20 protein-coding genes and 1 pseudogene are annotated in these 25,397 nt (G+C 54.0%); 12 read left to right on the top strand and 9 right to left on the bottom strand.

Annotated features, from left to right (window positions below; genetic code table 11):
• Positions 1 to 95 precede the first annotated feature (95 nt).
• From ACOOHD_RS07245 to ACOOHD_RS07225, 5 genes are all read right to left on the bottom strand, one after another.
• Entirely contained in the window at positions 96 to 1,016 is a 921-nt protein-coding gene (locus ACOOHD_RS07245; RefSeq protein WP_420460899.1) for a T9SS type A sorting domain-containing protein, read from the bottom strand.
• A 33-nt stretch (positions 1,017 to 1,049) separates the two neighbouring features.
• On the bottom strand, positions 1,050 to 4,004 hold the full coding sequence (locus ACOOHD_RS07240) for a T9SS type A sorting domain-containing protein (protein ID WP_420460898.1): 2,955 nt from the start codon (positions 4,002 to 4,004) through the stop codon (positions 1,050 to 1,052).
• Between the two features lie 45 nt (positions 4,005 to 4,049).
• A complete protein-coding gene (locus ACOOHD_RS07235; RefSeq protein ID WP_420460897.1) occupies positions 4,050 to 5,432 on the bottom strand; it encodes a DUF5723 family protein in 1,383 nt (460 codons plus the stop codon).
• Between the two features lie 167 nt (positions 5,433 to 5,599).
• Complete coding sequence (locus ACOOHD_RS07230) at positions 5,600 to 7,309, bottom strand: hypothetical protein (protein ID WP_420460896.1); 1,710 nt, start codon at positions 7,307 to 7,309, stop codon at positions 5,600 to 5,602.
• A gap of 945 nt (positions 7,310 to 8,254) precedes the next feature.
• Positions 8,255 to 8,935: a helix-turn-helix transcriptional regulator gene (locus ACOOHD_RS07225; RefSeq protein ID WP_420460895.1), complete on the bottom strand. Its 681-nt coding sequence runs from the start codon at positions 8,933 to 8,935 to the stop codon at positions 8,255 to 8,257.
• A 201-nt stretch (positions 8,936 to 9,136) separates the two neighbouring features.
• Here ACOOHD_RS07225 and ACOOHD_RS07220 point away from each other — a divergent pair, with 201 nt between their 5' ends.
• The 8 genes and pseudogenes from ACOOHD_RS07220 to ACOOHD_RS07185 all read left to right on the top strand — a co-directional run bounded on the left by ACOOHD_RS07220 (position 9,137) and on the right by ACOOHD_RS07185 (position 16,227).
• The gene (locus tag ACOOHD_RS07220; RefSeq protein ID WP_420460894.1) at positions 9,137 to 9,319 is read left to right on the top strand and encodes a hypothetical protein; all 183 of its coding nucleotides are present in this window, start codon (positions 9,137 to 9,139) and stop codon (positions 9,317 to 9,319) included.
• 16 nt (positions 9,320 to 9,335) lie between these two features.
• Positions 9,336 to 9,626, top strand: a pseudogene (locus tag ACOOHD_RS07215) (DDE-type integrase/transposase/recombinase); the annotation flags it as partial.
• A 37-nt stretch (positions 9,627 to 9,663) separates the two neighbouring features.
• On the top strand, positions 9,664 to 10,386 hold the full coding sequence (locus tag ACOOHD_RS07210) for a transposase (RefSeq protein WP_420460893.1): 723 nt from the start codon (positions 9,664 to 9,666) through the stop codon (positions 10,384 to 10,386).
• Between the two features lie 240 nt (positions 10,387 to 10,626).
• Positions 10,627 to 11,946 carry a hypothetical protein gene (locus ACOOHD_RS07205; RefSeq protein WP_420460892.1) on the top strand — a complete coding sequence of 440 codons (1,320 nt, stop codon included), beginning with the start codon at positions 10,627 to 10,629 and terminating at the stop codon, positions 11,944 to 11,946.
• A 214-nt stretch (positions 11,947 to 12,160) separates the two neighbouring features.
• Positions 12,161 to 13,939: a T9SS type A sorting domain-containing protein gene (locus ACOOHD_RS07200; RefSeq protein ID WP_420460891.1), complete on the top strand. Its 1,779-nt coding sequence runs from the start codon at positions 12,161 to 12,163 to the stop codon at positions 13,937 to 13,939.
• Positions 13,940 to 14,029: 90 nt separating this feature from the next.
• Positions 14,030 to 15,472 (top strand): DUF4932 domain-containing protein, encoded by a 1,443-nt coding sequence (locus tag ACOOHD_RS07195; RefSeq protein ID WP_420460890.1) that lies wholly within the window; start codon positions 14,030 to 14,032, stop codon positions 15,470 to 15,472.
• Positions 15,473 to 15,573: 101 nt separating this feature from the next.
• A complete protein-coding gene (locus tag ACOOHD_RS07190) occupies positions 15,574 to 15,714 on the top strand; it encodes a hypothetical protein (protein WP_420460889.1) in 141 nt (46 codons plus the stop codon).
• A gap of 15 nt (positions 15,715 to 15,729) precedes the next feature.
• Positions 15,730 to 16,227, top strand: coding sequence for a hypothetical protein (locus ACOOHD_RS07185; RefSeq protein ID WP_420460888.1), 498 nt, complete (start codon positions 15,730 to 15,732; stop codon positions 16,225 to 16,227).
• Between the two features lie 130 nt (positions 16,228 to 16,357).
• On the opposite strand, the gene ACOOHD_RS07180 is transcribed toward ACOOHD_RS07185, so the two are convergent.
• Entirely contained in the window at positions 16,358 to 17,020 is a 663-nt protein-coding gene (locus tag ACOOHD_RS07180; RefSeq protein ID WP_420460887.1) for an RloB family protein, read from the bottom strand.
• Positions 17,007 to 18,368 carry an AAA family ATPase gene (locus ACOOHD_RS07175; protein WP_420460886.1) on the bottom strand — a complete coding sequence of 454 codons (1,362 nt, stop codon included), beginning with the start codon at positions 18,366 to 18,368 and terminating at the stop codon, positions 17,007 to 17,009. Before ACOOHD_RS07175 ends, ACOOHD_RS07180 begins: the two co-directional genes overlap by 14 nt.
• A 278-nt stretch (positions 18,369 to 18,646) precedes the next feature.
• On the opposite strand from ACOOHD_RS07175, the gene ACOOHD_RS07170 reads away from it, so the two are divergent.
• Positions 18,647 to 18,871, top strand: a complete 225-nt coding sequence (locus tag ACOOHD_RS07170; RefSeq protein ID WP_420460885.1) for a hypothetical protein — start codon at positions 18,647 to 18,649, stop codon at positions 18,869 to 18,871.
• 221 nt (positions 18,872 to 19,092) lie between these two features.
• Positions 19,093 to 19,245, top strand: coding sequence for a hypothetical protein (locus ACOOHD_RS07165; protein ID WP_420460884.1), 153 nt, complete (start codon positions 19,093 to 19,095; stop codon positions 19,243 to 19,245).
• Positions 19,246 to 19,651: 406 nt separating this feature from the next.
• Here ACOOHD_RS07165 and ACOOHD_RS07160 read toward each other — a convergent pair whose 3' ends face one another.
• Entirely contained in the window at positions 19,652 to 19,822 is a 171-nt protein-coding gene (locus tag ACOOHD_RS07160) for a hypothetical protein (protein ID WP_420460883.1), read from the bottom strand.
• 138 nt (positions 19,823 to 19,960) lie between these two features.
• Positions 19,961 to 20,299: a hypothetical protein gene (locus ACOOHD_RS07155; protein ID WP_420460882.1), complete on the bottom strand. Its 339-nt coding sequence runs from the start codon at positions 20,297 to 20,299 to the stop codon at positions 19,961 to 19,963.
• A 305-nt stretch (positions 20,300 to 20,604) separates the two neighbouring features.
• Between ACOOHD_RS07155 and ACOOHD_RS07150 the strand changes: the two genes are divergently transcribed.
• Together ACOOHD_RS07150 and ACOOHD_RS07145 are read left to right on the top strand one after the other, a co-directional pair.
• Positions 20,605 to 23,826 carry a SusC/RagA family TonB-linked outer membrane protein gene (locus ACOOHD_RS07150; RefSeq protein WP_420460881.1) on the top strand — a complete coding sequence of 1,074 codons (3,222 nt, stop codon included), beginning with the start codon at positions 20,605 to 20,607 and terminating at the stop codon, positions 23,824 to 23,826.
• Between the two features lie 12 nt (positions 23,827 to 23,838).
• Positions 23,839 to 25,359, top strand: a complete 1,521-nt coding sequence (locus ACOOHD_RS07145) for a SusD/RagB family nutrient-binding outer membrane lipoprotein (protein WP_420460880.1) — start codon at positions 23,839 to 23,841, stop codon at positions 25,357 to 25,359.
• Positions 25,360 to 25,397 lie beyond the last annotated feature (38 nt).

The raw sequence follows: 25,397 nt of genomic DNA, 5'->3' as shown, positions 1-25,397 counted from the left end.
TAAATCAACTAGCTGCTAGTTTCGTGGTCTGCGGCTTACCAGCCCTTTCTCCAGCATTAGTTTGACTTTCCAACGGAGCAACTCTGGGCATCCGGCTACTGCTTGACTACCCGGTGCACGGCCTGGCCGGTAATGCCCCGCACCAGCAACGTGTAGGTACCCGGGGGCAGATGACCCAGTTCTAGCGAAGAGACCTTCTCACCGATGTCAAGCGACCACCGACTCACGTAGCGTCCTAGCGGATCGTAAAGGATGACCTCCCGCCAACCTCCCCATTCCACCCCCTCAAGTTCCATCCAGAGGGTGCCACTTGTAGGGTTGGGGTAAACTTGAACTGTTTCCCTATCCGCCAGGAAGTAAGTGGCGGTAGAAATTCCGTTGACTGCCGCTTCCAGGCTAGCGTACGCTACGCCCTCCACTTTTACAGAGCTCGGTGGTCCACCCGTACTATCTACTGGGGGCAGCTCTTTGCTGTAGCCAAACTCGTTGACGTCGTTGGCCGTGAAGGTGCTATCGCCCGCGGCAGCCACGGGGAAGTAGCCCCCACCTACCCCAGGCTGATATATAACGAAGTAGAAGCTCTCGTAAGTAGCTGGCTGGGTAAGCTGCAGCGCGGCGGTCGTATCGCGGCTCTCGCGGCAGCCCGTAAGAAAGGCGTCGTGAACTGGGCTACCGGCGGCTCCTAACTTGGCCGCCTCCGTACCACAGTCGACCGTCCGCCTAACCTCCAGATCACCGAAGTACCACGTGCCATCGTCCGTGCGGCGGGGGCAAGCTGCCGTTCCTGCCAGCAGTCCTGTTGCGCTGACGGGCACGGCAAGTGATTGCTCCGAGAGCACCATCTCCGCGGGCGTGAAGCTGACCCGTATGCTGCTCTCCTGTACGCCCCCCGCCACATATACCATGTCGGTAGGTACCGTCGCAGTTGCGCACTCCTGCCCCCCCAACTGCGGGCTGGTCATCACTACGCAGATGAGAATGAAATATATGCATTTTACGAGCTTGAAAAGAGACATAGGTAGCTATGTTATGGAGGGTGCGGGAATAGATTAGCGCTGCTTATACACCTTGTGGGTCGCTACGGTACTGCCCCCCAGGGTATAGCGAAGGAGATAGAGCCCGGTCGGAAGGTCTTTTAACAAGAATTTATCGGCATATACTCGATCGGTAGCGGCGGAAGGAACCTGGCGCGTTTGCACTAAACGTCCCTGTACGTCCACTAGGGACAATCGAACATCTTGCCCAGCTGGCACCTGCAGAGTGACGTTCAGAACAGCGGTGAACGGGTTGGGGAAGATTTGGAGCGGATCCTCCGGCAGTTTGTCAGCGAGGGCAGGAACTTCCGAAAAGGATTGGTTAATCAGGTGAACACCCCCCTGCCCGTCAAATAGAATCGGTTCAGCGCTGCGCCGGTCGCCGTACTGAAGGTAAAGGTCATCCCCCGGGCGCAGATCGGGATAGGCTCCGCTCAGGGAATCGTAGCCAAAAACGGTCGTTGCCAGCAGGTGGCCGAGGTGGTCCACGGTCCCTGTAGCGTGGGAGCGGCCCAGGTCGTCGACAAGGCTGATTTCGGCTCCGGCGGCCAGGCCGTAAATGTCTCCCGTGTAGGTGGAATAGACGTTACTACCCCTCATTTCAGGTACTACTTGTCGCTCAGGATCGTTCTCCATCAGCAGCCAGGTAGCAGAGTCAGCCGCCGCAAAGGAATACACCTCGTAGCCAACTCCATTCTCAACGCTGGGCAGCGACGAGAAGAAGGGGAAACTGGGAACGTAGTAACGGGTGGCGTGTCCGGTAAGACTGCCGCGGCGCTCCGCGGCGTAGTAGAATCCGGGGAGTTTGCCGAAGTATTCGTCCGGTGATCTAGGTTCTTGGGGGACGTAACCTACCCAATTGTAGCCTTCTGCAATGGCCGGACGGGTATTTGCAGGCACTTGTATACCACATGTCTTTAGTTCCCCTTCGTTGAAAGAATAGATGCGGTAGGCTTCCCCGGGCTCGATGGCAAAGTCTATACCGTAGGCCGGATAGCCCGGTAGGTAGGTTTCAATGCCCTGATCGGCGGTGCGCCGCTGGATGAAGAAAATTCCGGAGGTGCCGCTGGAATTGGCTATCAGGTGCGATATACGCCCACCTTCCCCCGCGGGAAGGACATCAAAGCTGATGAAATTGACTCCGCTGCCGAAAGGCACGGTATCACAGGCCGCCGCCGCTGGTCCCCCCCCCGTGCCGTTGACTAGGGAGACTTGCCCCGCCATCGGGTAGTTGTACACCAGCCGCAGCGGGGATATAAGGGAAGGCACTTCGGCAAACTCACCCACAAGCTGATTCGCTGCCAGGAAGGTGGCCACCTGCCCAAGCTCCACATCGATCGGGGGATCAACAAAGGCCAGCCGCCCCCCCAGGCTGAGGGTCCCCCGAACGAGGAGCTGATTGTGCTCCGTGCAGGGCTGCTGCCCGTGGACCACCGAAACAAATGTGCCCCCGAGCGATAGGTCACTCAAGAACTCTGTGCAGGTCAAGCCGTCCAGATTGTAAGATGTTAGAACTCCCCCCGGGTGGATCCAGGTTGCGGAGGATATGACGCCGCTTGCCATGAATCTTCCGAAGATGTTTACCCGGCCGGTTCCGGTAACCCTACCGGAGCGCGGCTGTCTCAAATCTGATCCGAAGGCCAGTTGCAGTTCCCCCGCTAGACTGATCTCTCCACGGTTTTCCAGTCCCCTACCCGCTGCAATGGTGAGTTGACCCGAAGCTGGCACAATCACCTTCCCTCCTTCCAAATTGGTCGAACCGATCCCGATCGGATCGGTGAGCGTTACACTGCCCCCCCCGGCGATGGAGATTTCACCGCCCGCCTCATTTTGCAGGCTGATCGAAAACTCACCCCCCCCTGTCGGAGCCAAGTCGAGCACTCCCCAGTTATGTATTCTCCCGCCCCTTTGGTAGGATAAAGGACCCGGCAGCAGATCTGCCCCCTTCCACTCTATGCGGCCGTAATTGTGCACGTTAAAGTCGTTCATGAAGGTGGTGCCCGTCATTTGTATTAGACCCCGGTTGATAGTTGGGTCATGGCTGGCGATGCCTACACTGTCACTCAAAATCAGCTTGGTATCAACTGGAATTAGTGCTTCTACAAGTGTTAAATCGATGCCCGGTTCTACCCTGACCTCGGAAAAGGCGAGTGGAGACCCACCGCTATAAATTCGTACATAATCCGTGGAATGATTGGCTAATTCCAGGGTACCGCCTCCACTAAACACATCTTTCTCAGATGTCTGGACCTGGAGTATTTCACCTTCCATGCGGATCTTGCCCTGTACCTTCATTTTCGTGATACCGGAAAGGTATAATCCCTTTTCAAACACGACCGTACGTTCCCTACTGACGACCATTCGGGTTGTGTCTTGCAGATAGACGCCGGCACCAAACGTGACCTGACCACCGCTCCCTTCCACGCTTATCAAATTTTTATACGCAGCGTTGACAAATAGATCACAACGCATACCGTCCTGTGTACCTACATAAAAACTACCTTGGTTATCGATTAGCCCGACTTCATTTTTGGTGGTCAGGTTACCACCTAGCCAAATAAATGTACCCCCTTTTAGTATCCGGAGATCCGTATTGAGAATAAGGCCATTCTGGACATAAATCCTTCCATAGCAGTAGAGAGGCTGATGAGAGGTGATTGCTTTACTGGCATCTACAACCTTTAACGTTGCCCCCTTTACTATGGTAAGGGCCTGTAAACTGTCGGGATGGTCGACGTAGCCGATGGTTACCTCAGTGCCCTCCCCGATGATTACAGTTGCGTTCTTGCCGGGGACCTCGCCCCCGGCCCAGGTGCTGGGATAGTCCCAGAATCCCGTGGTGATGGATACAAATTGAGCGTAGATTACTACGGGGCAGGCACCAAGCAGGACGAACAGCGTCATCCTTGGCAAGAACGAGCGGCAAAGGGAGTTCAGAACGTCCATGTGAGCGGGTAACAGTAGTTGCATAGCGTTGAATTATCGCGGTTGATTTATGTACGGGACCGAAATGGGCTAGCTGGCCGAGGAGGGAACACGAGGTGCCACCAAATCTTTTTTCTTTGGTTTGGTACGCCGATAAAACGGCAGCTTCGTTCCCACGTAGACGTCGGTAGAGTACGGATTGCCGCTTAGTACGAGGTCAGAGAGAACACTACTTGACCCTACAGTGATCAACCAGAAGCGGAGACCCGCGCCTACGGTAGGGCCACTTTGTCCGCTAAATACAACCGGCGTATAGAGTCCTAGAATTTTTGTCTGCAGTCGGGGTGTAACGGCCACGACAGCTGGAAACGAACTGACGTGCAGTTCTTTTCTACTGCGTAATGATCTGTTCAGTACCCCACTGATGTAAAGCTTCCCCGCTACGCGTAAATCTGCCATAAGATTTAAACTTGTTGGCAGACCGGCGCGAACCGTGCTAGTCGATTTGGTACCGGTATAGTTTTCCTCCAGAATGTATTCGATCGCCATACCCTCTATCCGGTCGGTCCGCAGAAACCGATTGACCGGGTAAGTAGACATCGAGGTGTTTTCGTACTTAATGCCGCCGATATCCGTGATCGACGCGCCAAGCTTCAGGCGGTAGGGCGGTAGATAAGGCGAGTCGGTTAAGTCCTTAGACCACCATTCGTAGCTTACCCCGAGATCCACGCCGAAACCGCCGGATAAGTCGTCGAGGGGTATTTGGTCGTATTCGTAATTAGCGGTCGTGCCGTACAAGAAGTCTCCGTCAAGGTATATGCGTCCGATAGGGACATCGTAATTTCCGGTAAGCGATTCACTCCTTGTGAAACTGGCTCCGACGCCCCGGAGGTACTTTATGCTGCCCCCGGTCTTGATTTGGCTTCGGGATCCTCTGCTGATGACTCTTCCGTAACTGACACCTGCCTCGAGGTAGGTGTGCAAAAAGCTGCGGTAATCACTCATGTCGACGTCAAAGGCCGAAAGGGCGGCAAAATCGTCTTGAATACCTTCCAGTAGCGGTCCGGAAAAGTTGTCGATATGGTAGAGCCCCCGCAGGCGCGTAATGAAGGCGAGGCCAGATTTCTTTCCCGTGCGGAGCAGCAGGGAGGGGCCCACCACATCTAGATTCCCGTGTAACCGGTTGTCTGTTTTTGGGTTCCGAAAGCGCGTCTGCTTCCGGACTTTTTCGGAATTACCGAAGAAATCGGATGACAGGCCCAGCGGGATGTAATCATTACTCAGCAAGCCGCTGGCCGAGGCAATATTTACATCTATAGCCATTCGGGAATCGCCTAGTTCGGCGGGGTTAAGCAGCACGCCGTGAATACCGGCGTAACGATCAGTCCTTAGGCCAAAGTAGCTCTGAGCATTACTGTATGTTGAGGACACAGATAACAGAACAAATAGCCAAACAGCGGGTTGATATTTCATAGTGAGTAATCGAACAAGGTGAATAAGAAAATTTACGCTAGGCGTCATCTAGCCAAAAAAATTCGGTTAGCTATTACGCTTAAGGGATGATATACGGTGGATTTCAGCAATGTGAGTATCCTTTTAGTTCAGCCATGTAGTGCCTGTTCTGTTAGTGTGGTATGCACTTACTCATCACTATAAAGTTTCGTAACAACTGAAGAATAATCACTTCTTAATTCACAGGCATCGATCAGATAAGCGCGAACTGTAGATGAAGTCTGATACGTATTGGGTTGTTGCTCGCAATGATAAATTATTTTGTTAGAGTTAAGTGGGCCTATCCGCCAGAGAGCCTCGATAGAAAGTATGGCGGAGGAATCGGGCAAAATTTCCGGTCGCTCTGCCGGAACCGCAGAAGTGAACGCTACCCAGTTCCCGTTTTTAAATTTCTCAATAATCACTTTAGTTGGGCCTTTGTATCCAAATCCATTCGGATCTATTTTGTATTTGAATTTGTGCCTTACGGCGACTTCTTGCCTGTCATAACGTACACAGTCAATTTGTTCGACACTTAAGAAGACTGGCTTTTTACGATCCTCACAAGGTTTACAAGTTTCGATTCGGTCGCCGTTCACCGCAAAGCAGTACTGAATCTCCTTTTTATACTTCAGCCAATCTGTTAACATGGCCGATCCGTTAAACACAGTTTTCAGTTGGCCAAGCTTCTCCATTAAGCCAAATATCTGCTTTATAGAATTTTTCATCACGAGCTTTGTAGCGCCGGTTGCCAAGCACTTCTCTGTTACCTGAACTACGTCGTCATAGCGTTCCAATACATATTTAGTCATGGAATAGGTTAAGACGGCACCGCCGAGATCACCGTTAGCGAAACTGACTAATTCCTCTGCTACATCGATGGTACTGCCGGGTGCAGAGAATATTCGTTCCACCAGATGACGTCTACACTCCATCCCCTGCGCTGCTTCTTTCAAGTCATTAGAGAAGAGACCTAAGAGATTACTTATCACTGCAACTGTGTTGATACCAGTCGCCTGCCGGCCCTCTTCGGTCTTATCTAAAGGTAGTCCATGGTTAGCTTTGAGCGTCCATATACCATCTGAGGGAATAGTTAGAGTGGCCGTTTCGCTACCGTTGACTAAAGGAGTAGTTGTTCCATTCCGGTACAGATAATAATAGTGAGCTGTTTTATTGAGACCGTAAGCGGGGGCAAGACTGACTAGTTCGTCTTTATCATTGTACAAGCCTATGGAGTACGTCGCACTACTAATCTCATTAGTGACAGTAGCTTTCTTAGGGGAAATTTTAAACCGCAAAGGCTCAATTGGTATATTGACATCCTTAGCAATAATTCTTTGTACAGCGAGTAACTGATTCAAAACTGATTCACTTACTAGTGGATTGATAGCATGCTGAGAAATACTCCTTTCAACTGCCTTAACATATTTGGTAAATTCCGGCAAGCTCTCCATGTAAATCATAGCCTCAAACTTCGCGTTGTTCGTAAGGTCAACCGCCCAGGGATGGAGCATCACCAGCGCCAACGCAGTGGTACGCGCGTTCATTACGATCTTTTCCGTTGCGGAAGGATTGAAGAGCGTCATCAAAACAATGTCGCCTTCACTGTTAGTGGCAAACGCGAGCTCTAATCCGTCCCCAAGTGGCACTTCTACCCGTTTTAACGCGTTTTCAGTAAAAATGGAGGAAAATGTAACGTCTATGGGAGACATCCCTGAATTTTCTGGAAACTCAGCAATAACCTCAAAACCAGCAGTTTCTTCGCTGTCTGCCTTAAGGTCAAGATCAATGATACCAAGCTCTTTATCACAGGAGACACCTAAGAGCGTAAGCAGGACTATCAAGATTATTTGGCGCATTCTGGATGTATTTATGTGTTTAAAACTTTTAATTTTGCAAATTTCTCTATAATCACTATTTCAGAAAATTTTTATGCCTCAAGAAACTTCTCTTTTTATTTAAAAGGGGCTAAAGTTGTTTCCTTATGCGAAAAGTTGATGATTGAGTGCAATAGTAATATCTAAATAGCCTATGATTTTTATCGCATCATTGCTGATTGAGTAAGTTTGTCTTGACATCAAACAATCGAAAAGCCATTTATAAAGGAATATTTAGACCATGGTCATATTGGACCAGCTCGATCAGAATCAACCTTTGACCGCCTATAGAATGGTTGCGGACTTACGCATCTGTTCTAGTACGGTACGAACGCAAAGGTCTCATACTAGTGTCTGAACAGCAATACCCACTTTCGGTGATTTTTGGGTGTGTCCACGCTTCCTAACCCTCATTTGGAAGCAGTACTACGCAGGGCTATAAGGTTTAGGCTGATCCAACTCCTTTTCAAGACTCCGGATCACGATTAGAAAGTCAACTACAACCGAAGGCAGATTGCTTTCGCTAGGTGCCGTGCTGAGCAGATCAAGCGGTTCGAGAAACTCTACCGCACGCAGAAGATCGGCCCGGCGACCTTGTCTAAGGTGCAAAAGCAGTAGGACGGGATAAGGAGGGTCTAGCGACTGCGGTAGTCTAAGCGGCGTGGGGAAGAAAAACCGGTGCGTGAAGCAGCTTCTGGTCTTGGTCTGTTTGGTCTGCGGCGATTCAGGTAGACCGCTCGATCAGGTGCGATGTGGCAATGAACTTGATTGAGCACTTAGGGCGCCAGTCACAACTTCGGGTGGATACCGGCGGTTAGTTCACCTTCAAGTTGCTGGGGGTATGCTTGAACACCGTAAGTAGCGGCCCCCACCACGGTCAGAAATTTCAGGTAAGGTGTCGGCAGTAGTGACCGGTTGGCAGATGCCCTAAATCAAATCAAAAACTCTTGCATACTGACAGAGCTCGAAGTAGGAAGTAGTTTTTAATTTTTGTTTTATGTTTTTTCGGTGTGTCTCTACCGTGTTTGTTGATATGTATAATTCCGATGCTGTGTCGACGGCGCTTTTCCCCAATGCGAATAGCCGCAGTATCTCGCGTTCACGCAGGCTCAACGTAGCGTATAAATCAAAGTTATTCCGCAGAAAATTATTTTCTTGTAGTAGGCGTTCTGCCTTTGTCGAAAGATGGTGCTTAGGATCGATGGGAAAGGACACCGTTATAATGAGCAATGGCTTCCCGTACTCATCTCTAAGTAACACCTTGGTACTACTCATGTGCCAGTGCCAATCTGGATCATTCATAAATTTAACCTGCTGAAAGTAGGCTACATTTTCTTCGTCATTATTGCGTTCTATTAATCCAAATACTTTAGGAACGTAATCTCTCGTGTCTTCTGGATTAAAATATCGTCTGTAATATTCCTCCGCACTCATGAATTGCACTTCCTCTAGGGAAATTCCTAACAGCTTCAATCCCCGCTGAGACATCCATACTACCGACCAGTCCCGCGTATCATGTATGATGACTACACCAGGTAGGGCCTCTGCTATGGTAGCAACCTTAGTGACGCTTTCAAGCTCTTTATGATTTAGTATATTTTCTGACATCTCTACTATGAAATTTGCATTGAATTTGTTTTGGCACAACTGATGTGTAGCTTACATCTTCGACAGCTTTTGACAGAGTAATAGGTCCGGTAGGGCAATGTTGATAAGGTAAGCTGGGGCTCAGCGAGAAGTGGTCCCGGGCGTAGTCCCTGTGTAAGCTCCAGATCATCCATGAACTCATGGAGGTAAATATACTTGTACTTGACCATTCGCCACAGGCGTTTGATGAATGCGTTGTCGGTAGCCCGTCCCCGCCCGTCCATGCTCATTTGTGTAGCCTCGTTGGTCGAACCCCCACCACAGCAGCCCGACCGCCTCTGGGTAGGCGACATCACCTACCTACCCATGCTGGACGGTAGCTTCTCTTACCTAGCCACGCTGTAGGTAGGATAGCTGCTCGCACACCATCGTGGGCTACGCTGTGGCGGATCATATGCGCGAAGAGCTTACGCTACTGGCCCTGGAGCGGGCCCTACAGAAGCGCCAATCCGCCGCCGGACTCATCATCCACTCCGATGGGGGCGGTCAGTATAGTTTGATTGCCTTTCGCCAGCGCCTGACGGCAGCCGGGCATCAGTCCAGCATGACGCGCCGCGACAACCACTACTACAATGCCCAGACGGAGTCATTCTTCAGCCGCTTCAAGGCCCAACTGCTGCCGGAAGGACGGCGGTTTAAGGACTTGGCGTAAGCCCAAGCGGAGTGCTATCTTTACCTGGAGGGCTACCATGATACACTGGAAACAACTCTCCAAGATCGGTGCCTCTTCCCAGGCCGAACGTCAGGCGCTGTTCTCCGAAGCACTCGAACACTTCGATCTAAAGGGTATGCGCCTACAGGCGGATCGGGAGTACATCGGACAGCAGTGGTTTAACTTTCTGACCGACCAGGGCATAGACTTTGTCATTCGCCTACGCTTTGGGGACTACTACGATGCGGTCGACACCGCAGGCGGTAGAACCTACCAGGAGATGTACGACCGCTGTCTGGGTCAGGGCGAGTTCTGCCGAAAGCGGATCGAGCTAAGTGGGGAGTTTTACTACCTATCGATGCGGCGTAATCCCAACTCCCAGGCGGCCGTGGGGGATGAGGTAATCATCTTCCTCAGCCGCGTGCGGCCCTTTAAAAAGACGGTGGATGAGTACTGTAAGCGGTGGCGCATCGAGTGTCTATTCCGTCACCTCAAAACCAATGGGTTTGGTTTGAAGGCACTCAACCTTAAGCCTACGGCAAAGTCCAACCTGATGATGAGCTTAATCTGTCTGGCCTACGCCATCACTATCCAGGCGGGTTGGAAGGCACGCTCAACCATTCGACGTATCACCTCCACGGCCCAAGGGGGCTTTGCCGCAGAGTCCATCTTCCGCCGGGGGACTAAGTTTGGTCACCGCCCGACTAGGCCGCATGAGCCACTTCATCCGCTATCTGGATGGGCTCGAACAGCACCATAATCAACTGCTTATTAAAAATGTCTAGTAATGTAAGATGAGGGACAGCGCTTTCCAACTAATCGCCACCACAGCGGCGATGAATACAATTCATGATTAGGACGATATTCCCGGCCAGCCGCCCCTACGCATCACCTCGGTATTCGTCACCCCCCCCAGATCGGATCAACGGCCTATTTCGTCAGCAGTTCTCAGTTTAGCCAGCTAGCCACCTGAAAGGTAAGCGTTTGCTACCTTTCGCGGATGCCAACTCCCACAAAAAGTAATCAAATCCAGCCCGCACAGGTCTATCAGCAACTGGTACTACCCGCCCTGGCGCCCTGCGCCAAGGGCGACTCGCGGCGCAAAAATGCCTCCTATACCGCCCTGGATGCGCTCAAAAGCGGCTATGCCATCTTCCACCTCAAGGCACCCTCTCTGTTTGGCTTTCGCCCTAAACTAGCGATTGAAAAGCAGAATTTGCATTCAGTTTATGGCATTGATCGTATTCCTTCCGATAACGGCTTGCGCGATATCTTAGACCGCTTAACCGCTCAGGACTTAAACGAAGGATTTCACCGGGTGCTGCCGTTTTTAGAAAGTCAACAAGTGGCCCCCACCTACCGCTACTGGAACGAGCATTACGTGGTCAGCGTAGACGGCGTTCAACACCAGTGCTCGAACAAAGTGAAGTGTTCCTACTGTCTGGAACGTCGCCACCAAAACGGTACGGTATCCTATTCCCATTCGATGCTAAGCGGTGCGCTGGTCTGCCCTAAGCAGCGCCCGGTCTTCGTGGTGGATAACGAACCGATTGTGCGCCAGGACGGCGAGACTAAAAATGATTGCGAACGTAGTGCGGCCAAACGTTTCTTTGCCCGCCAGGCTACCGTAAATAGCGATCGATCAATGGTTTACGTACTGGACACCCTGTATGCTTGTGCGCCCATCGTAACCCTGATCACCCAGTCCAGTCCGCAGTGGAAGTACCTCATCAACGCCAAGGAATCAGGGTCAAAGTACCTTTTTGAGCAGTTTGATGAGCTCAACGCACGGGGCAAAGTACGCTGGAAAATGAAGAGACGTAAGGGGGGTAGCTACGAGTTGGGTTATACCAACGATGTAGCCCTGAACAAGTCAAACGAGGGGATGCGCGTGAACGTCCTTTATTGCCGGGTCAAGGAAGCCTCTGACAAGGAAGTTGTCTTCAGTTACCTCACTAATATCGAACTGCACCACAGCAATCTAATGGCCGTACTGGAAATGGGTCGCAGTCGGTGGAAGATTGAAAATGAAGTGTTCAATACGCTGAAAAATCAGGAATACAACTACGGTCATAATTACGATCACGGCAAAGAAAACTTAGCGACCAACTTTGCCTACCTGATGATGCTGGCCTTTACGGCGGACCAGCTTCTGGAGTGCTGCAATCGCGCTTTTGGCCGGGTGCTGAAAAAACTACGCACGCGCATCAAGTTGTGGGAAGTGCAGCGCTCGGTAATGTTGACTACGGTTATGGATAACCTAGACGAGGTGTGGCGTAAGATGCTGGAAATGTGCGGCTTACGCGTCATGCAAATCTAAACTGAGAACCGCTGCTATTTGGTGGCCTTCGTCCAACAAAAAAAATAGTATGCCAAGGGCATACTAGTATGGATAAAGTTTTGCAAACTTTGTCATTGGGAGGGAATCATTCCCCCCCTCCAATTAAGTACAACACAACAAGCCTTAAGCCTAAACCTTACTGCGCAACCGGCGCAGTAAGATTATCGCTGGTACAACTAACAAGCACTATCACATGCTACCTACTATCCTCTTACTGCTCATTTCTAGCTGCGCATTGATCGGACAAACCCAACTCGGTCAGGATATTGATGGGGAGGCGGCCGATGATCGATTTGGCACCAGCGTATCGTTATCGGCCGGTGGACAACGGCTAGCCATTGGCGCAACATCAAACGACGGCACTGGTCCAAACGCGGGTCATGTAAGGATCTACGATCTTACCCCGTCAGGTGACTGGCAGCAGATCGGTCAGGACATCGACGGGGAAGCAGCCGAGGATCAATCCGGCTTTAGCGTGGCGTTATCGGCCGACGGTCAGCGGGTGGCAATCGGTGCGCCTGCTACTAACACCACGGGTAGAGGCCAGGTGAGAATTTATAGACTTAACGAATCAACACTTTGGCAGCAGCTCGGTCAGGATATTGACGGCGAAAATTTGGTAGATCAATCCGGCACCAGCGTATCGCTGTCGGCGGACGGCCAGCGAGTGGCCATCGGCGCACCTCGAAACCGTGGCAGGTCAGCTTTCGCTTCAGGTCATGTCAGGATTTATGAATTTAAAGCATCAGGCAACTGGCAGCAGATCGGTCAGGACCTCGACGGGGAAGCGGCCGAGGATCGATCCGGCACTAGCGTATCGCTTTCGGCCGATGGGCAGCGGGTGGCAATCGGCGCACGGTTCAATGATGGCAATGGCTCCAATGCAGGTCAGGTAAGGGTCTATGGGCTTAACCCGTCAGGCACCTGGCAGCAGCTCGGTCAGGATATTGATGGAGAGGCGGCTGAGGATCAATCCGGCATCAGCGTATCGCTGTCAGCAGACGGCCAGCGAGTGGCCATCGGTGCACTTCTAGCCCGCGGGGCCTCAATCCGTGCAGGTCACGTCAGGATCTATGAATTTAAGGCATCAGGCAACTGGCAGCAACTTGGTCAGGACCTCGACGGGGAAGCGACCGACGATCGATTTGGCACCAGCGTATCGCTATCGACGGATGGTCTGGGGGTAGCAATCGGTGCCCCGGATTTTAGTGGTGCTTCTGCGGGTTATACAAGAATTTATAACCTAAATGCGGCAGGCGACTGGCAACAGCTCGGTCAGGATATCGACGGGGAAGCGGCCGGTGACCAGTCTGGCTTTAGCGTATCGCTATCGGCGGAGGGTTTGCGGGTAGCTATCGGTGCACCAACTAACGATGGTAGTGGCTCTAATGCGGGTCAGGTGAGGGTCTACGCGCTCGAAGCTGTCACGCTGCCCATTGAACTACTTTCCTTTACGGCTACTTCCCGGGCCGGCACCCACGCGCTGGCCTGGACTACTACAGTTGAAACCAACAACGACTACTTCACCGTCGAGCACGCTACCGATGAGCAAGATTGGTACGAAGTGGCTACTATTACAGGAGCCGGCACGAGTACAGCCCCTCTAACCTACGTGTACGTACACACGGCCCCCTCTACCGGGGCTAATTACTACCGCCTGCGGCAGACGGACTTCGATGGAACGTCCAGTACTTCGAACATCATCGTGATGGTGCACGAGGAGGAAGCAACTGCTAGTCTACGAGTTTATCCTAATCCCGTCACCAATGGCTGGCTTACGGTACTAATGCCGGAGACCTACCGTACTTCCCGGATTGAGCTACTTTCGTCGGATGGCCGGGTAGTTGCTATTTATCATAAGGATGATACACTCATTCAGCTATTGGGGCTACCAATGGGCCTATACACACTTAGAGTTAGCGGGGAGCTGGAGGTGCTCCACACGGCCGTGGTGGTGGGAGCGTCTTGGTAACCAGTCAACAACCAAATGCGACCTATAACGCCGTACTCAACGCAGGGTAATGTAGTAGGTCTATTCTCCGCACAATGTATATATTGGAATATGACATCATTCCATCTGGTCCTGGGTACCCTCCTACTACCCATCCTTCCCTGCACCTGCGTCCGCGCCCAAACCGTGCCGTCGGAGATGGTGTATCCCGATACCCTGCGCGCACCCGATGACAGTCTGGTGATCTACTTCTCCGCCACGCAGGAGGAAGTTCGGCTCAACCTGAACGAACCTAGCTCCTGGGGTACGGACGCACAACCCGGTCGGCGACTGGAAGTACGCACGCGCTACGACACCCTTTCGGTGGCCCCCGTCAACACCTTTCATAACCAGAACCTGGAGATTCCCGTGGTGGGCCGAACGGACACCTTCCTGTACCGCCTGCGCTTCAACGGCACCCCGCAACCGCATCCGGAAGCCTACCGCACGGCCCACCGCGGCGCTACGACCTTTGCCGTTCCCGAGGTGTTCGAGCTCGCCAATGTGATCCTCTACCTCAGCGCCCTGAGCGACAGTACCGGCAACCACCCCCGGGGGACGGCGTACACCGACGCCGTGACGGCGCACTTCGCCCCCTTCCGCCGCCACGCCCTGGTGCGGTTGCTCGATAAACATGCGGCGTCCGACGCTGCCGGCTTTAGCCTGTACTACGGATTTCGGGAAAATAGCTATGGCTTCGTCTTCGACGAGTGGGACCGGCTCACCGCCGTGCCCTATCACTTGCCGGTAAGCGCCGACTTCTCCTCAGGGTTAGCTCCTTACACCCTGATGACCTTTGTCGACCTCCTCTACCTGGTGCAGGACTTCGCCCAGCAATCCGGATTTCGCCAGTTCTACCGCGACCACGCCGGGGACTACGCCGAGCAGATCGAACAACAACGGAACCTTATGCCGGTAGGCCAAATGTGGGACTGGATGGAACGCGAATTCCCGGCACGCATGGATCATTACGGGATCGTATTTTCTCCCCTCATCCATGGGTCCCACTCCACGCAGCGCTTCGAGAAGGATGAGACTGATGGCCCCTATAGTTTTCACGAAAGCATCATGTTCGTCAACGGTCCGGCCGATGTGCTGACCTCCGCTTACGACACGACCACGCGGGAGGCGCTGCAGTCCGGCATTGTATTCACCGAAATCGACCACAACTACGTAAACCCAATGACGGCGAAGTACCGCGACGTGGTTACGGCCAACATGCAATCACTCGCCGACTGGAATAGCCGGGCCGGGTCCGGGTACTACGATTCCCCCGAGGCGACCTTCAACGAGTACCTGACCCACGCCCTGTTCTGCCTCTACGTACAGGAGACCTACCCGGAGGAGGTGGCCGACCTGGTCATCGACAAGCGGGTAGCACTCATGCTCCGGCGGGACTTTCCCCGGTTCCCTGCCTTTAATCAGGCGTTTCTGACGCAGTTCGCAAAGGATAAGCGCACACGGCCTCTGTCCGAAAGCTATCCCGAAATTGTTGCACTGCTGGGTACGGATTAGGGGCGGGGGCGCGGGTGCAAGGTCTTTTGGTATAGTGAGGTCTGCTTCAATACCTGGAGTCAGCCGGCTACGAGTTTTCCACGGAGGCGGGAATCTACGCTATGGACAGTGTGTCCTGGATGGCGTTCAGTAAGCAGCCGCGCCTAGCCCTTAAGCTGCGGCAGACCACCGCAGGAATCGAGGTGATGGACCTGCGGCGGTGGGTTCACGCTAGGGTAGTGGTCACCTGTGAGCGCGCCTAAGTTTTTGTGCACGATATGGACCGGCCGCAGTTCACCGTTACGGACCTACAGCGGGACCGCAGCGCTGGAGGCATTTTCTTCACGACGATGTTCGACCAGGCTTACTTCAGTAAGGTGTCGATCACCGGAGGGGTCTGCGAGCAGTCATCAGAGGCCACCCCGCCCGTTGCGACTACCGACAACTACATCCGGGAATGGTCGCTATCAGAACCGTTTGTGGCGGACTCCTCGCGGACTCTAGGTCAGATAGATTCCATCCTGGCCACTTCTTCTCACCTACAGCAGGCCAGTGCTGATGTGGACGGCCTACTGGACTTAAGCCGGTACTTTGATGATATGGAGCGGACCGTGCTACTGCGTAAAGACACCGTACTGCCCGCCGATACTACGCTGACTCTGGCATTCGACTACTTGAGCCGCCTTAAAGTGTACTTGAATGGACAACTGATCTACCAAGCAGCAACGGACTATACCGCTTTAACTGGGGTATTGGTGGTAAAATCGAGTGACTGAATGGTAGGGACCGGCCACCAGTTGTCAATCTGCTCGTAGTTCTTTTCATCCGTCTGCAAACCGGTTGGATCAGGCAGGCCGCGGTGAGCAGGTCAATTCTATGTTTCTCCGCTTAACATTTCGAGATTTGCTAAAGTCCAAATTTTCGCCGGGCGCTGGCCAGCTTATGCCCCAGCAGTTCGTGAAGCCGTTGACCCAGCAGGTAAAGCTCCGTACAGCCCACCGCCGGATTGCCCGCGTCGTCCCGCTCGAAGGTATGCTCGGCGTGGCGGGTAGCATCGGGCAAATGAATTGGATGAGATTGGGGATTGAATCCGCCAGGTACGGCTTCGTTTAGGTAGGGTTTCCAGGCCTGGCTGTCGGCGCAGTTGGCAAACTTCGGGGCGTTGAGGTGGAAGTGGTAGTACAGCCAGACTTCAAAGCATGGGTTGCTTTGGACTACGTGATAGTTGGAGTGCGGATCGGTTAGCCAGCGCAGCTCAGTGATCTTATCGCCCCAGCGGTCGGTGTCGATCACGAACCAGACTTCATCGTAATCTTGCAGTTCCAGTATCGGTTTTCCCGTTTCCCGGTCGGCGACTAAGCGTTGTTGAAAGTCCTCGAAGAGTCCGGTCGGCGAATTATTTGCGTCGGGCAGCGGTCTGATCACCTCTATCTCAACCCGCGAATCCAGCTGCTGGAAGTAGCTGAAGTAGTCTCCCTCCCGGCGGATGCCCTCGCAGACGATTACGATCTTGATGGCCTCCTCGGTGGGTTCTTCCCGTTTGAAGGCACGATTTCTAGACAAGATCATAGTCGTGCCAGTTCAGTTCTTCCAGGTTACCGGTGAAGGGAATGCCGCCGTAGCGCCCGGTGAGGTAGCCCTTACGGATGTCCATGGTGTGGTGCTCCCGGAATTTGCTCAGGGAGTAGAGGTCGGTGCTGCCAAAAGAATCCTTTTCGGCAAACCAGATCTCGTCGCGGCGGAGAATATTTTGGTCGAGGAGGTTGGATTCGTGTGTGGTGAAGATCAGCTGGCCATTAGTGCGGTCGTCATGGCTGAATTTGTGAATCAGTTGCTTGATCAGATTGGGGTGCAGGCTCCGCTCAATTTCGTCGATCACAAAAACCGTACCCTGCCGGACTACGGCAAAGAACGTGAGGACGAAGTCCAGTAGGCGCTTTGTGCCGTCCGATTCCTCGCCCATTTCAAATACCCTTTCTTTTCCTGATGGGGTGGTATGTCGGATCCGTAATCGTTTGACAACAATCTTATCGTCTTCCTGGACTGCACAGACAATATCCCCCTTGCCGCTTTTAAGCGTTATAAAATTGTGGTGAGAATCCGCTAAGTCTTGCATAATGGAGCGTGATGCCGACGGATTGTCCCGGCCAACGAACTCGTCCAGCGACAATCTTTCAATCTCCACTGCGGCCACCCCCAAATGGTAGGTACGCATCAACTGATTAGCGTATTCCGCCAGTTGGGAGTTGATGTCAAGAAAATGCGGTAGTCCTCTGGCGATCTCCGATGGCGTAATGATCTGCAGGGTTTGGTCGAACCAATGTGCCGCAAGTTCTACGTCGGCCAATTCAGGTACCTTGAGCGTGGCAAGAAACCGCAAGGCGGATTCATCGTCTTTAAGGAGGTTATCCTCCAGTACGGATTCCAGCAGCTGGTTTTTTTTGCTTCTGGAGAAGCCTTTGCTGAACTCGATTTGCGTTTTGCCGTCCTGCACGTACTTCCTGAAAACAAGCCTGTCATCACGGATTCCTAGACCAGACTCATATAGTTCCTCCGTTAGCACGAAGTCGTCGCAGAACTCCACTCCGTAGACAAATGCTTTCTCCCTGGCCCAAAACTCTACCGCAAGGGCCACGGCACCATCTTGTAAAGCTTCGTCAAACCGAAAGCGATTGATACCGATATCGATCGGAATCTTTTTTTGATTAACAAAACTCTTCAACACTTCTAGCGCCTTTACCAAATTGGACTTTCCCGCCGCATTGGCTCCATAAACTGCCGCCAGTTTCAGGACCGACTCAGAGCCCACCGAGTAGGTGTGGTGCGGCAGTTTTTTGTACCGCTCGTTCGGAAGCATGTTGAACTCCCGTTCCTCTCCGAAAGACAGAAAATTGTTGACTACTAGGCGTATAAGCATGGCGTGAAAATTTCACGCTAAGGTACGGCGGTTTTCATTTCTTCCTGGAATTATCGTCTCCATAGCGGGAATTTCCGATACTTAATTGCGTGCCCAAGCGGAACCAGTAAGTAGCCTGAGCTACTGCCGGCTGGCGATGGAACAGGCCATCCACGAGGTGTACAAACTGGAACTGCTGGAGTTGCTCTACAACCGCTACCAGGTCATCTTCAAATACTTCGACTCCCTGGTGATGGTGCTGACCGCCACGCTGAAGTCAGCCATCGACCACAATACCTATGAGCTCTTCCGCTGCTCCGACCTTCGAGTATCCCATGGAGGCCGCCGTTCCGGTGTATGTAAAAGGCTACGAAAACTACGATGTATCCATCCACTTCCTGCGCGAGGGTATCCGCTACGCCGACCTCTCCGAGTGGGGGCGGGAGCGCTACGAGGAAGAGGTCCGGGATACCACCATCGGGCTGTTCCTCATGAAGATCGCCGCCCACCCCATGAATAAGTGACTGTTCAACAAGGATACCGCGCACAAGGTCCTCGGGAGCGCTTAGCCCTTAAGCAAGCGCCGGGAACAAACTGCACCGCATCTCCACGCTAACCCCATCGAATGCGACAGCACTAAAGCCCAGTAACCCCCGCAAAGAAGAAGAGCAGAAAGCTTCGTCCCGGCTCCAGATTGCCACGGGCTGCACAGATCTACTCTCCGGAAGAGGCGTACTTTCAAGCTATGAAACCGCCAACTTCGCTCCTAATAGCCCTACTGCTAACCATCCTTCCCTGCACCTGCGTCCGCGCCCAAACCGTGCCGTCGGAGATGGTGTATCCCGATACCCTACGCGCACCCGATAACAGTCTGGTGATCTACTTCCTCGCCACGTAGTAGGAAGTTCGGCTCAACCTGAACGAACCTAGCTCCCAGGGTACGGACGCGCTATGACACCCTCTCGAGGGCGCCTGTCAATACCTTTCATAACCAGAACCTGGAGATTCCCGTGGTGGGCCGATCGAACACCTTCCTGTACCGCCTGCGCTTCAAAGCAGAAGGCCCTGCAGTCCGGCATCGTATTCACCGAGATCGACCACAACTACGTAGACCCGATGACGGCGAAGTACCGCGACGTGGTTCCGGCGCCCACGCCCTGTTCTGCCTCTACGTACAAATTTCTGGCGGGGACGCGGGTGCGGTGATGTGGCAGTTTTCGTGGATGCGGCGTTTTCCTTCGTATCCGTTCCGCCCGGCGGTTTCGCACAGGATGCGCTCATTACCCGGCCGCACCACCTACCTCTTACTTATACAGCACATACTCCACCTTCAGCTCATCGTTCAAGAAGTACTTCAGCTCACTCTTGCCTACGGCCATCAGCGCATCTTCCGGATCGGCGGTCGAGAAGGCGGGGTCGTGAACCACGATCTCGGTCTGATCACTACCCGCCTCGCGCTGCATACCCGAGATCACCTTGGCGTGGAGATAGGTATTCGCGTTGCCGTACGATGGCCTGCACCGGGGCGGGCAGGGATCCAACCGCCCGGTTAAACGCCCGCGGGGGGATCAGCCCGAGGGCCCCGCCGTTCAGCTCCAGCAGTAACGCCGGACTTAGCAAGCGGGCCGATACCAGTTGCAGTCGCGCCGGCAGCTCCGGATGCAGTAGCTGCGCACGGTCATCTCGTAAAAGCCCGGAGTGAGCAGGTACCCACCCGCGGCACTGCGCGGCATCACGCCCAGGGGCAGGTACACCTGGTCGGTACCGAAGCACGCCGCCAGTCCGGCCGCGGGGTCCGCATCGGCAAAACTGGTGGTGATGACGTCGGCGCGGAGGTGCTCCCGCACTTCACTCAAGTCTAGTTGCTTGCTAGCATCGCTCAGCGTGGACAGCGATAGGGTCTGGCAGCCCAGCAGGGTACCGGCGATCAGAGGGTACAGTAGCGTTTTCATGGCAAGGTTTGTTTCCCCTTAGTGCAGTGGGGTCGCCGTTCGTTACTCGGTATCACTTCCTAATGCGCAGGAGCGTTCCGTGTCGCATAGCTTCGGCCTGCGTCGGTACAGCTTCCCGCACGGCAACAGACGCTAGTCAGAAAAAAATTTTCTATTTTCTTGCGTGGGAGTTATAAATGTATATCTTTGGTTTTACCCGTAAGGCTTAATTAAAATTCTTTGAAGTGACCTATCTGCCGTAGGATGTTTGTCTCATTACGTTACGATTAGGTTGTAACCATACAGAACCAACAATACTTATCCGAATGGTAGTGATCAACAGGTATCTGCACCTGCTGGGTGTAATCGTTTTGCTACTAGTTGCCATTCCGCTACCGGCCCTAGGGTTAGTCGGGGGAAGCAGCTACGGCGTTACCGAAGTTTTGGATGAGCAGACCGTCACCGGTTTGGTTACCGATGCTACCGATGGTGCCCCGTTACCGGGGGTGAGCGTGCAGGTTCCCGGTACCGGTTCGGGGACGGTAACCGATCTGGATGGCCGCTTCTCGCTGACCGTGCCGGATGAGGTTAACAGCCTGGTGTTTTCCTACGTTGGTTACGGGAGTCAAGAAATTAGTATCAACGGTCGCGGCGTAATCGATGTCGCACTCGGGGCAAGTGCCGAGCAGCTCGGTGAGGTGGTCGTGACGGCTCTGGGCATCCGCAAGGAGCAGAAGAAACTGGGTTATGCTACGTCCACCGTCGCGGCGGAGGAGATAGCCATTAACCGGTCGCCTAATTTTATGAACGCCCTACAGGGCAAGGTAGCCGGGGTCAATATTTCAGGCTTAGGAACGGGCCCAGCCGGCACTTCGAAGATCCGTATTCGGGGGCAGTCCTCTATCTCTGGACAGAACAGTCCGCTCATCGTGGTCAACGGCATACCCGTTGACAACACGAATTTTGGTAGCAGCTTGGGCAATCAGGGCTCCGACAGTGCGCTGGGCACCCGAGGAGGGGGGGTTACCTCCGATGGTGGTGATGGCCTTTCGAGTATCAATCCGGACGACATCGAAAGTATGACGGTGTTGAAGGGGGCCGCCGCCGCCGCCCTGTACGGATCGCGGGCTAAGGACGGGGTCATCATGATCGTCACCAAATCAGGAGGCGATAGCGAAGGCCTGGGGGTAACGTACAACGTCAATTATACCAACGAGACGCCGCTGGACTTTACCGACTATCAATATGAATACGGACAGGGGGAAAATGGGGTGCGCCCCACCGAGGCCAACCCCACCTCGGGTCAGTGGTCCTTCGGCGAACGCTTCGAGCCGGGTATGACCCAGGTGCTCTTTGACGGGATCGTACTACCCTACGAGCCGGTGCGTGATCGCGTGCGGACGTTCTTCCGTAACGGTCAAAACATTACCAACACCATTACGCTGGCTTCCGGCAGCGAAAAGGGCGGCTTCAACCTATCGCTGGCCCAGTTAAATAGTAATGGTATCGTACCCAACAATGAGTACACCCGCCGCACCGTCAACCTGGGCCTGAGCTATGATTTAAGCGACAGGCTGACCATCAGCGGCAATATCAACTATTCCAACGAGTTCAACGAGAACCCGCCAAACGTAGCTAACCAGGACAATACCATTCCCGTTGCGCTCTATAATCTAGCCAACTCCCTACCGCTGGACGTACTCGAGGCCAATCGCTTCAACGCTGAGGGCAATGAGTTCGTCTATTCCCGGTTCCGCAACCGCACCAACCCCTACTTCACGCTCTCGGAGCAATTCAATACTATCCGGCGCGACCGCATCTTCGGTAACCTCTCGGCCCGCTATGACCTACTGCCCGGTGTCTTCGTGCAGGGTCGTATCGGACAGGATTACTGGTCGCGCGATCAGGACTACAACAACTTCCCTACCGGCCAGGCGTCTCGCCCTCCGGCTCCGGCGGGGTTCGTGAATGGCGTGTACACCCAGGAAGCCCGCCGCTTTCGCGAAATCAACGCCGATTTTTTGGTATCGGCTACCCGGGAATTCGGAACCATCGGTGTGGACGCCACGGTAGGCGGTAACCACATGTACCGCCGTTCGGATGTGAACAGTGTGCAAGTGACCGATTTTGTGGTACGCGACCTGTATACCATACAGAACGGCCGGGTTAAAGACCCTATCTATGGCCTATCCGAGCGGGGCGTTAATTCGCTCTACGGTTCGCTGGACCTGTCAATCAACCGGGTACTGTACCTCAACGCTACGCTGCGCAACGATTGGTTCTCGACGCTTTCTGCCGAAAACCGGAGCATTCTCTACCCGTCCGTTTCGGCCAGTTTCGTCTTCTCCGATGCTTTCGACGGTCTGCCCGACTGGTTATCCTTCGGCAAACTACGCGCCGCCTACGCCGAGGTGGGCAGTGACACGGACGTAGGTCCCTATTCAGATGTGCTGTTCTACGGCATCAACGCTAACCTGTTCGCCAACCCGAACGGGGCGCTGCAGCCCGTTGGAAGCGCTTTGGGGAACACCTTGCCCAATCCCAACTTACGACCCATGCGTACGGGAGAGGGGGAGATCGGCCTGGAGGTACGCCTATTCAACAATCGCTTCACGCTCGATCTGGCGGGATACCGTAAACTGACCAGCGATCAGATCGTCTCCGCGCAGATCTCGGACGCCTCGGGCTATGTCAATACGCTCATCAATAGTGGCGAGAGTGTGAGCCGGGGTGTAGAAGGGCTGCTACAATTTACCCCCATTGAAAGCGAACGCTTTGCATGGACGGCCACGCTTAATGCCTCGTACAACCGCACCGAGGTGCTCAGCCTACTTTCCGACGAAGCCGGAGAGAGTATTACGGTAGGATCGCATGCCTTCAATGGTGAGCTGCGGCAGGTCGTGGGAGAGGAGATCGCCCAGTTATACGGCTTTGGTTTCCGTCGTGACGAGCAGGGGCGGCAGGTGTTCAACGCCAACGGAATCCCGCTGCGGACCGACGAGTTGATCTCCTTCGGTTCGGCCCTGCCCCGCTGGTTCGGGGGCATAAACAACCAATTCCAGATCGGTGACTTCAGCCTATCCTTCCTCATCGATTTTAAGCTGGGCAACCGCATCATCTCCGGTACGAACTTCAATGCCGTCCGCCACGGCTTGCACACGATGACCCTGCCGGGGCGGGAGACCGGTGTCGTGGGCGAGGGTGTCGACGTGGCGGGCGAACGGAACAAAGCGGCCGCCCCGTCCCAGGCCTACTGGGAGGTTGTCCGTACGCAGGCCCTCATCGAGCCGATCGTCTATAATGCAGGATTCTGGAAGCTCCGGCAGGTGACGGCCAGCTACGATCTCACTCGATTTCTACCGGACAAATTTCCCGTACGGGGCATACGGCTGGACCTAATCGCCAACAACGTGCTACTCCTGAAAAAATGGGTCCCAAACATCGACCCGGATAGTTTTGGCTACGCATCGGACAACCTCCTTGGCCTAGAATCAACCGGCCTACCAACCACCCGTGGTCTGGGGTTCAACCTCAACGTGAAACTTTAACCTCCCGCCGCCGTGATAAAAGTTACCCTGTACCTCTCTTTTTTCCTGCTGCTGCTAAGCTCAGCGTGTGAGGAGGAGCTCAGTGAGCTGAACGTCAACCGCATCCAGCCGACCTCCATTGACCCCGTCTACATACTGAACGACGCCCTGGTAAATACTACCGCCGTCGGCGGTACACTCATCTATGACATCGGTATCGTACAGCAGCTGATCTCCCCTAATTCCGGAGTAATTACCGGTGCGAACTACAATCAAGATAACCGCAACGTGACGGCGGGCCTCTGGGAGAGGTATTACCGCAATGTCATCCGGAACACCAGCGATGTTATAGTGCAGACTACCGACGATCCCGAGCGTAACAATCTCCAACAGATGGCGCGCATCTGGCAGGCCTATGCCTTCATGACGCTGACCGATACCTACGGGGACATCCCTTACTTCGAGGCCGGTAGGGGAGTATCCGATCAAATCGTACGCCCCAGCTATGATGCGCAGGAGGATATCTACACTGACCTGATCGACGAGCTACAGGAGGCCTCCGCGGCGCTGGCGGCCGGTGCACCTACCGAGGTGGGCGACGTGCTGTACGGGGGAGACATCGACAAGTGGCGCCGCCTGGGGTATTCGTTGCTTCTACGCGCGGGCATGCGCCTGTCCAAGGTCGATCCCGCCAGAGCCGAACAACTTGCCGGGATGGCCCTACAGGGTGGGGTAATGCAGTCGAACGCCGATAACGCCGTGATTCGGCACGACGCCAATTATACCAACACAATCGGCAATATCCTCAACGGTTCGGAGGCTAATAACTTCTTCCTGGCCGCACCTTTCGTGGATCACTTACAATCTACCAACGACCCCCGGTTGGGGGCCATCGCCGTACGCTACGTCGGAGCCGCCTCCGGCCCGGAACAAACCGCCGACCGCGCCACCAGCGATCCCGAACAACAGGTCGGTATGCCGCTGGGCTACGATAACAACACCGTCAGGGCGGTAGCGACGGAACTGGGCCTCGCGAGTTTTTATGCCTTTAGCCAGGCCGACCGTACCCGCGTGGCTAAGCTACAGGCTCCGACCTTTCTAGTGACCTACGCCCAGACGCAGCTGTTGCTCGCCGAGGCTGCGGCGAGGGGTTGGGTCGATGGCTCGGCCGCCGATTATTTCACCAATGGCGTCCGCGCTCATATGGAACAGATGGCAGACTTCGACCCCGGCTCAGCAATTGCCGAGGACGCTATCGCTGCTTACCTGGCGGCCAACTCCTACGAGGAGGACAACGCACTGGAGCAGATCAACACCGAATACTGGATCGCCTCCTTTTTGAACGGTGCCGAAGCCTTCGCCAATTTCCGGCGCAGCGGTTATCCCGAGCTAACCCCCAACCCCTTCCCCGGACAAGACATCAGCGGTGACTTCATCCGTCGCCTAACCTATCCCAACGCCGAGATCTCCGTCAATTCCGACAACGTCAACGCAGCGATCAGTCGGCAGGGACCGGATAACCTGGATACACGGGTGTGGTGGGATGTCGATTAGTACGTAACGAGGGGGACTCACCATCATCAATCTATAGG

Origin of the sequence: Neolewinella sp. (genome assembly GCF_965214665.1) — a bacterium.
Lineage (GTDB): Bacteria > Bacteroidota > Bacteroidia > Chitinophagales > Saprospiraceae > Neolewinella.
Note: the sequence above shows the minus strand (reverse complement) of the source record. Positions and strands in the feature narration are given on the sequence as shown.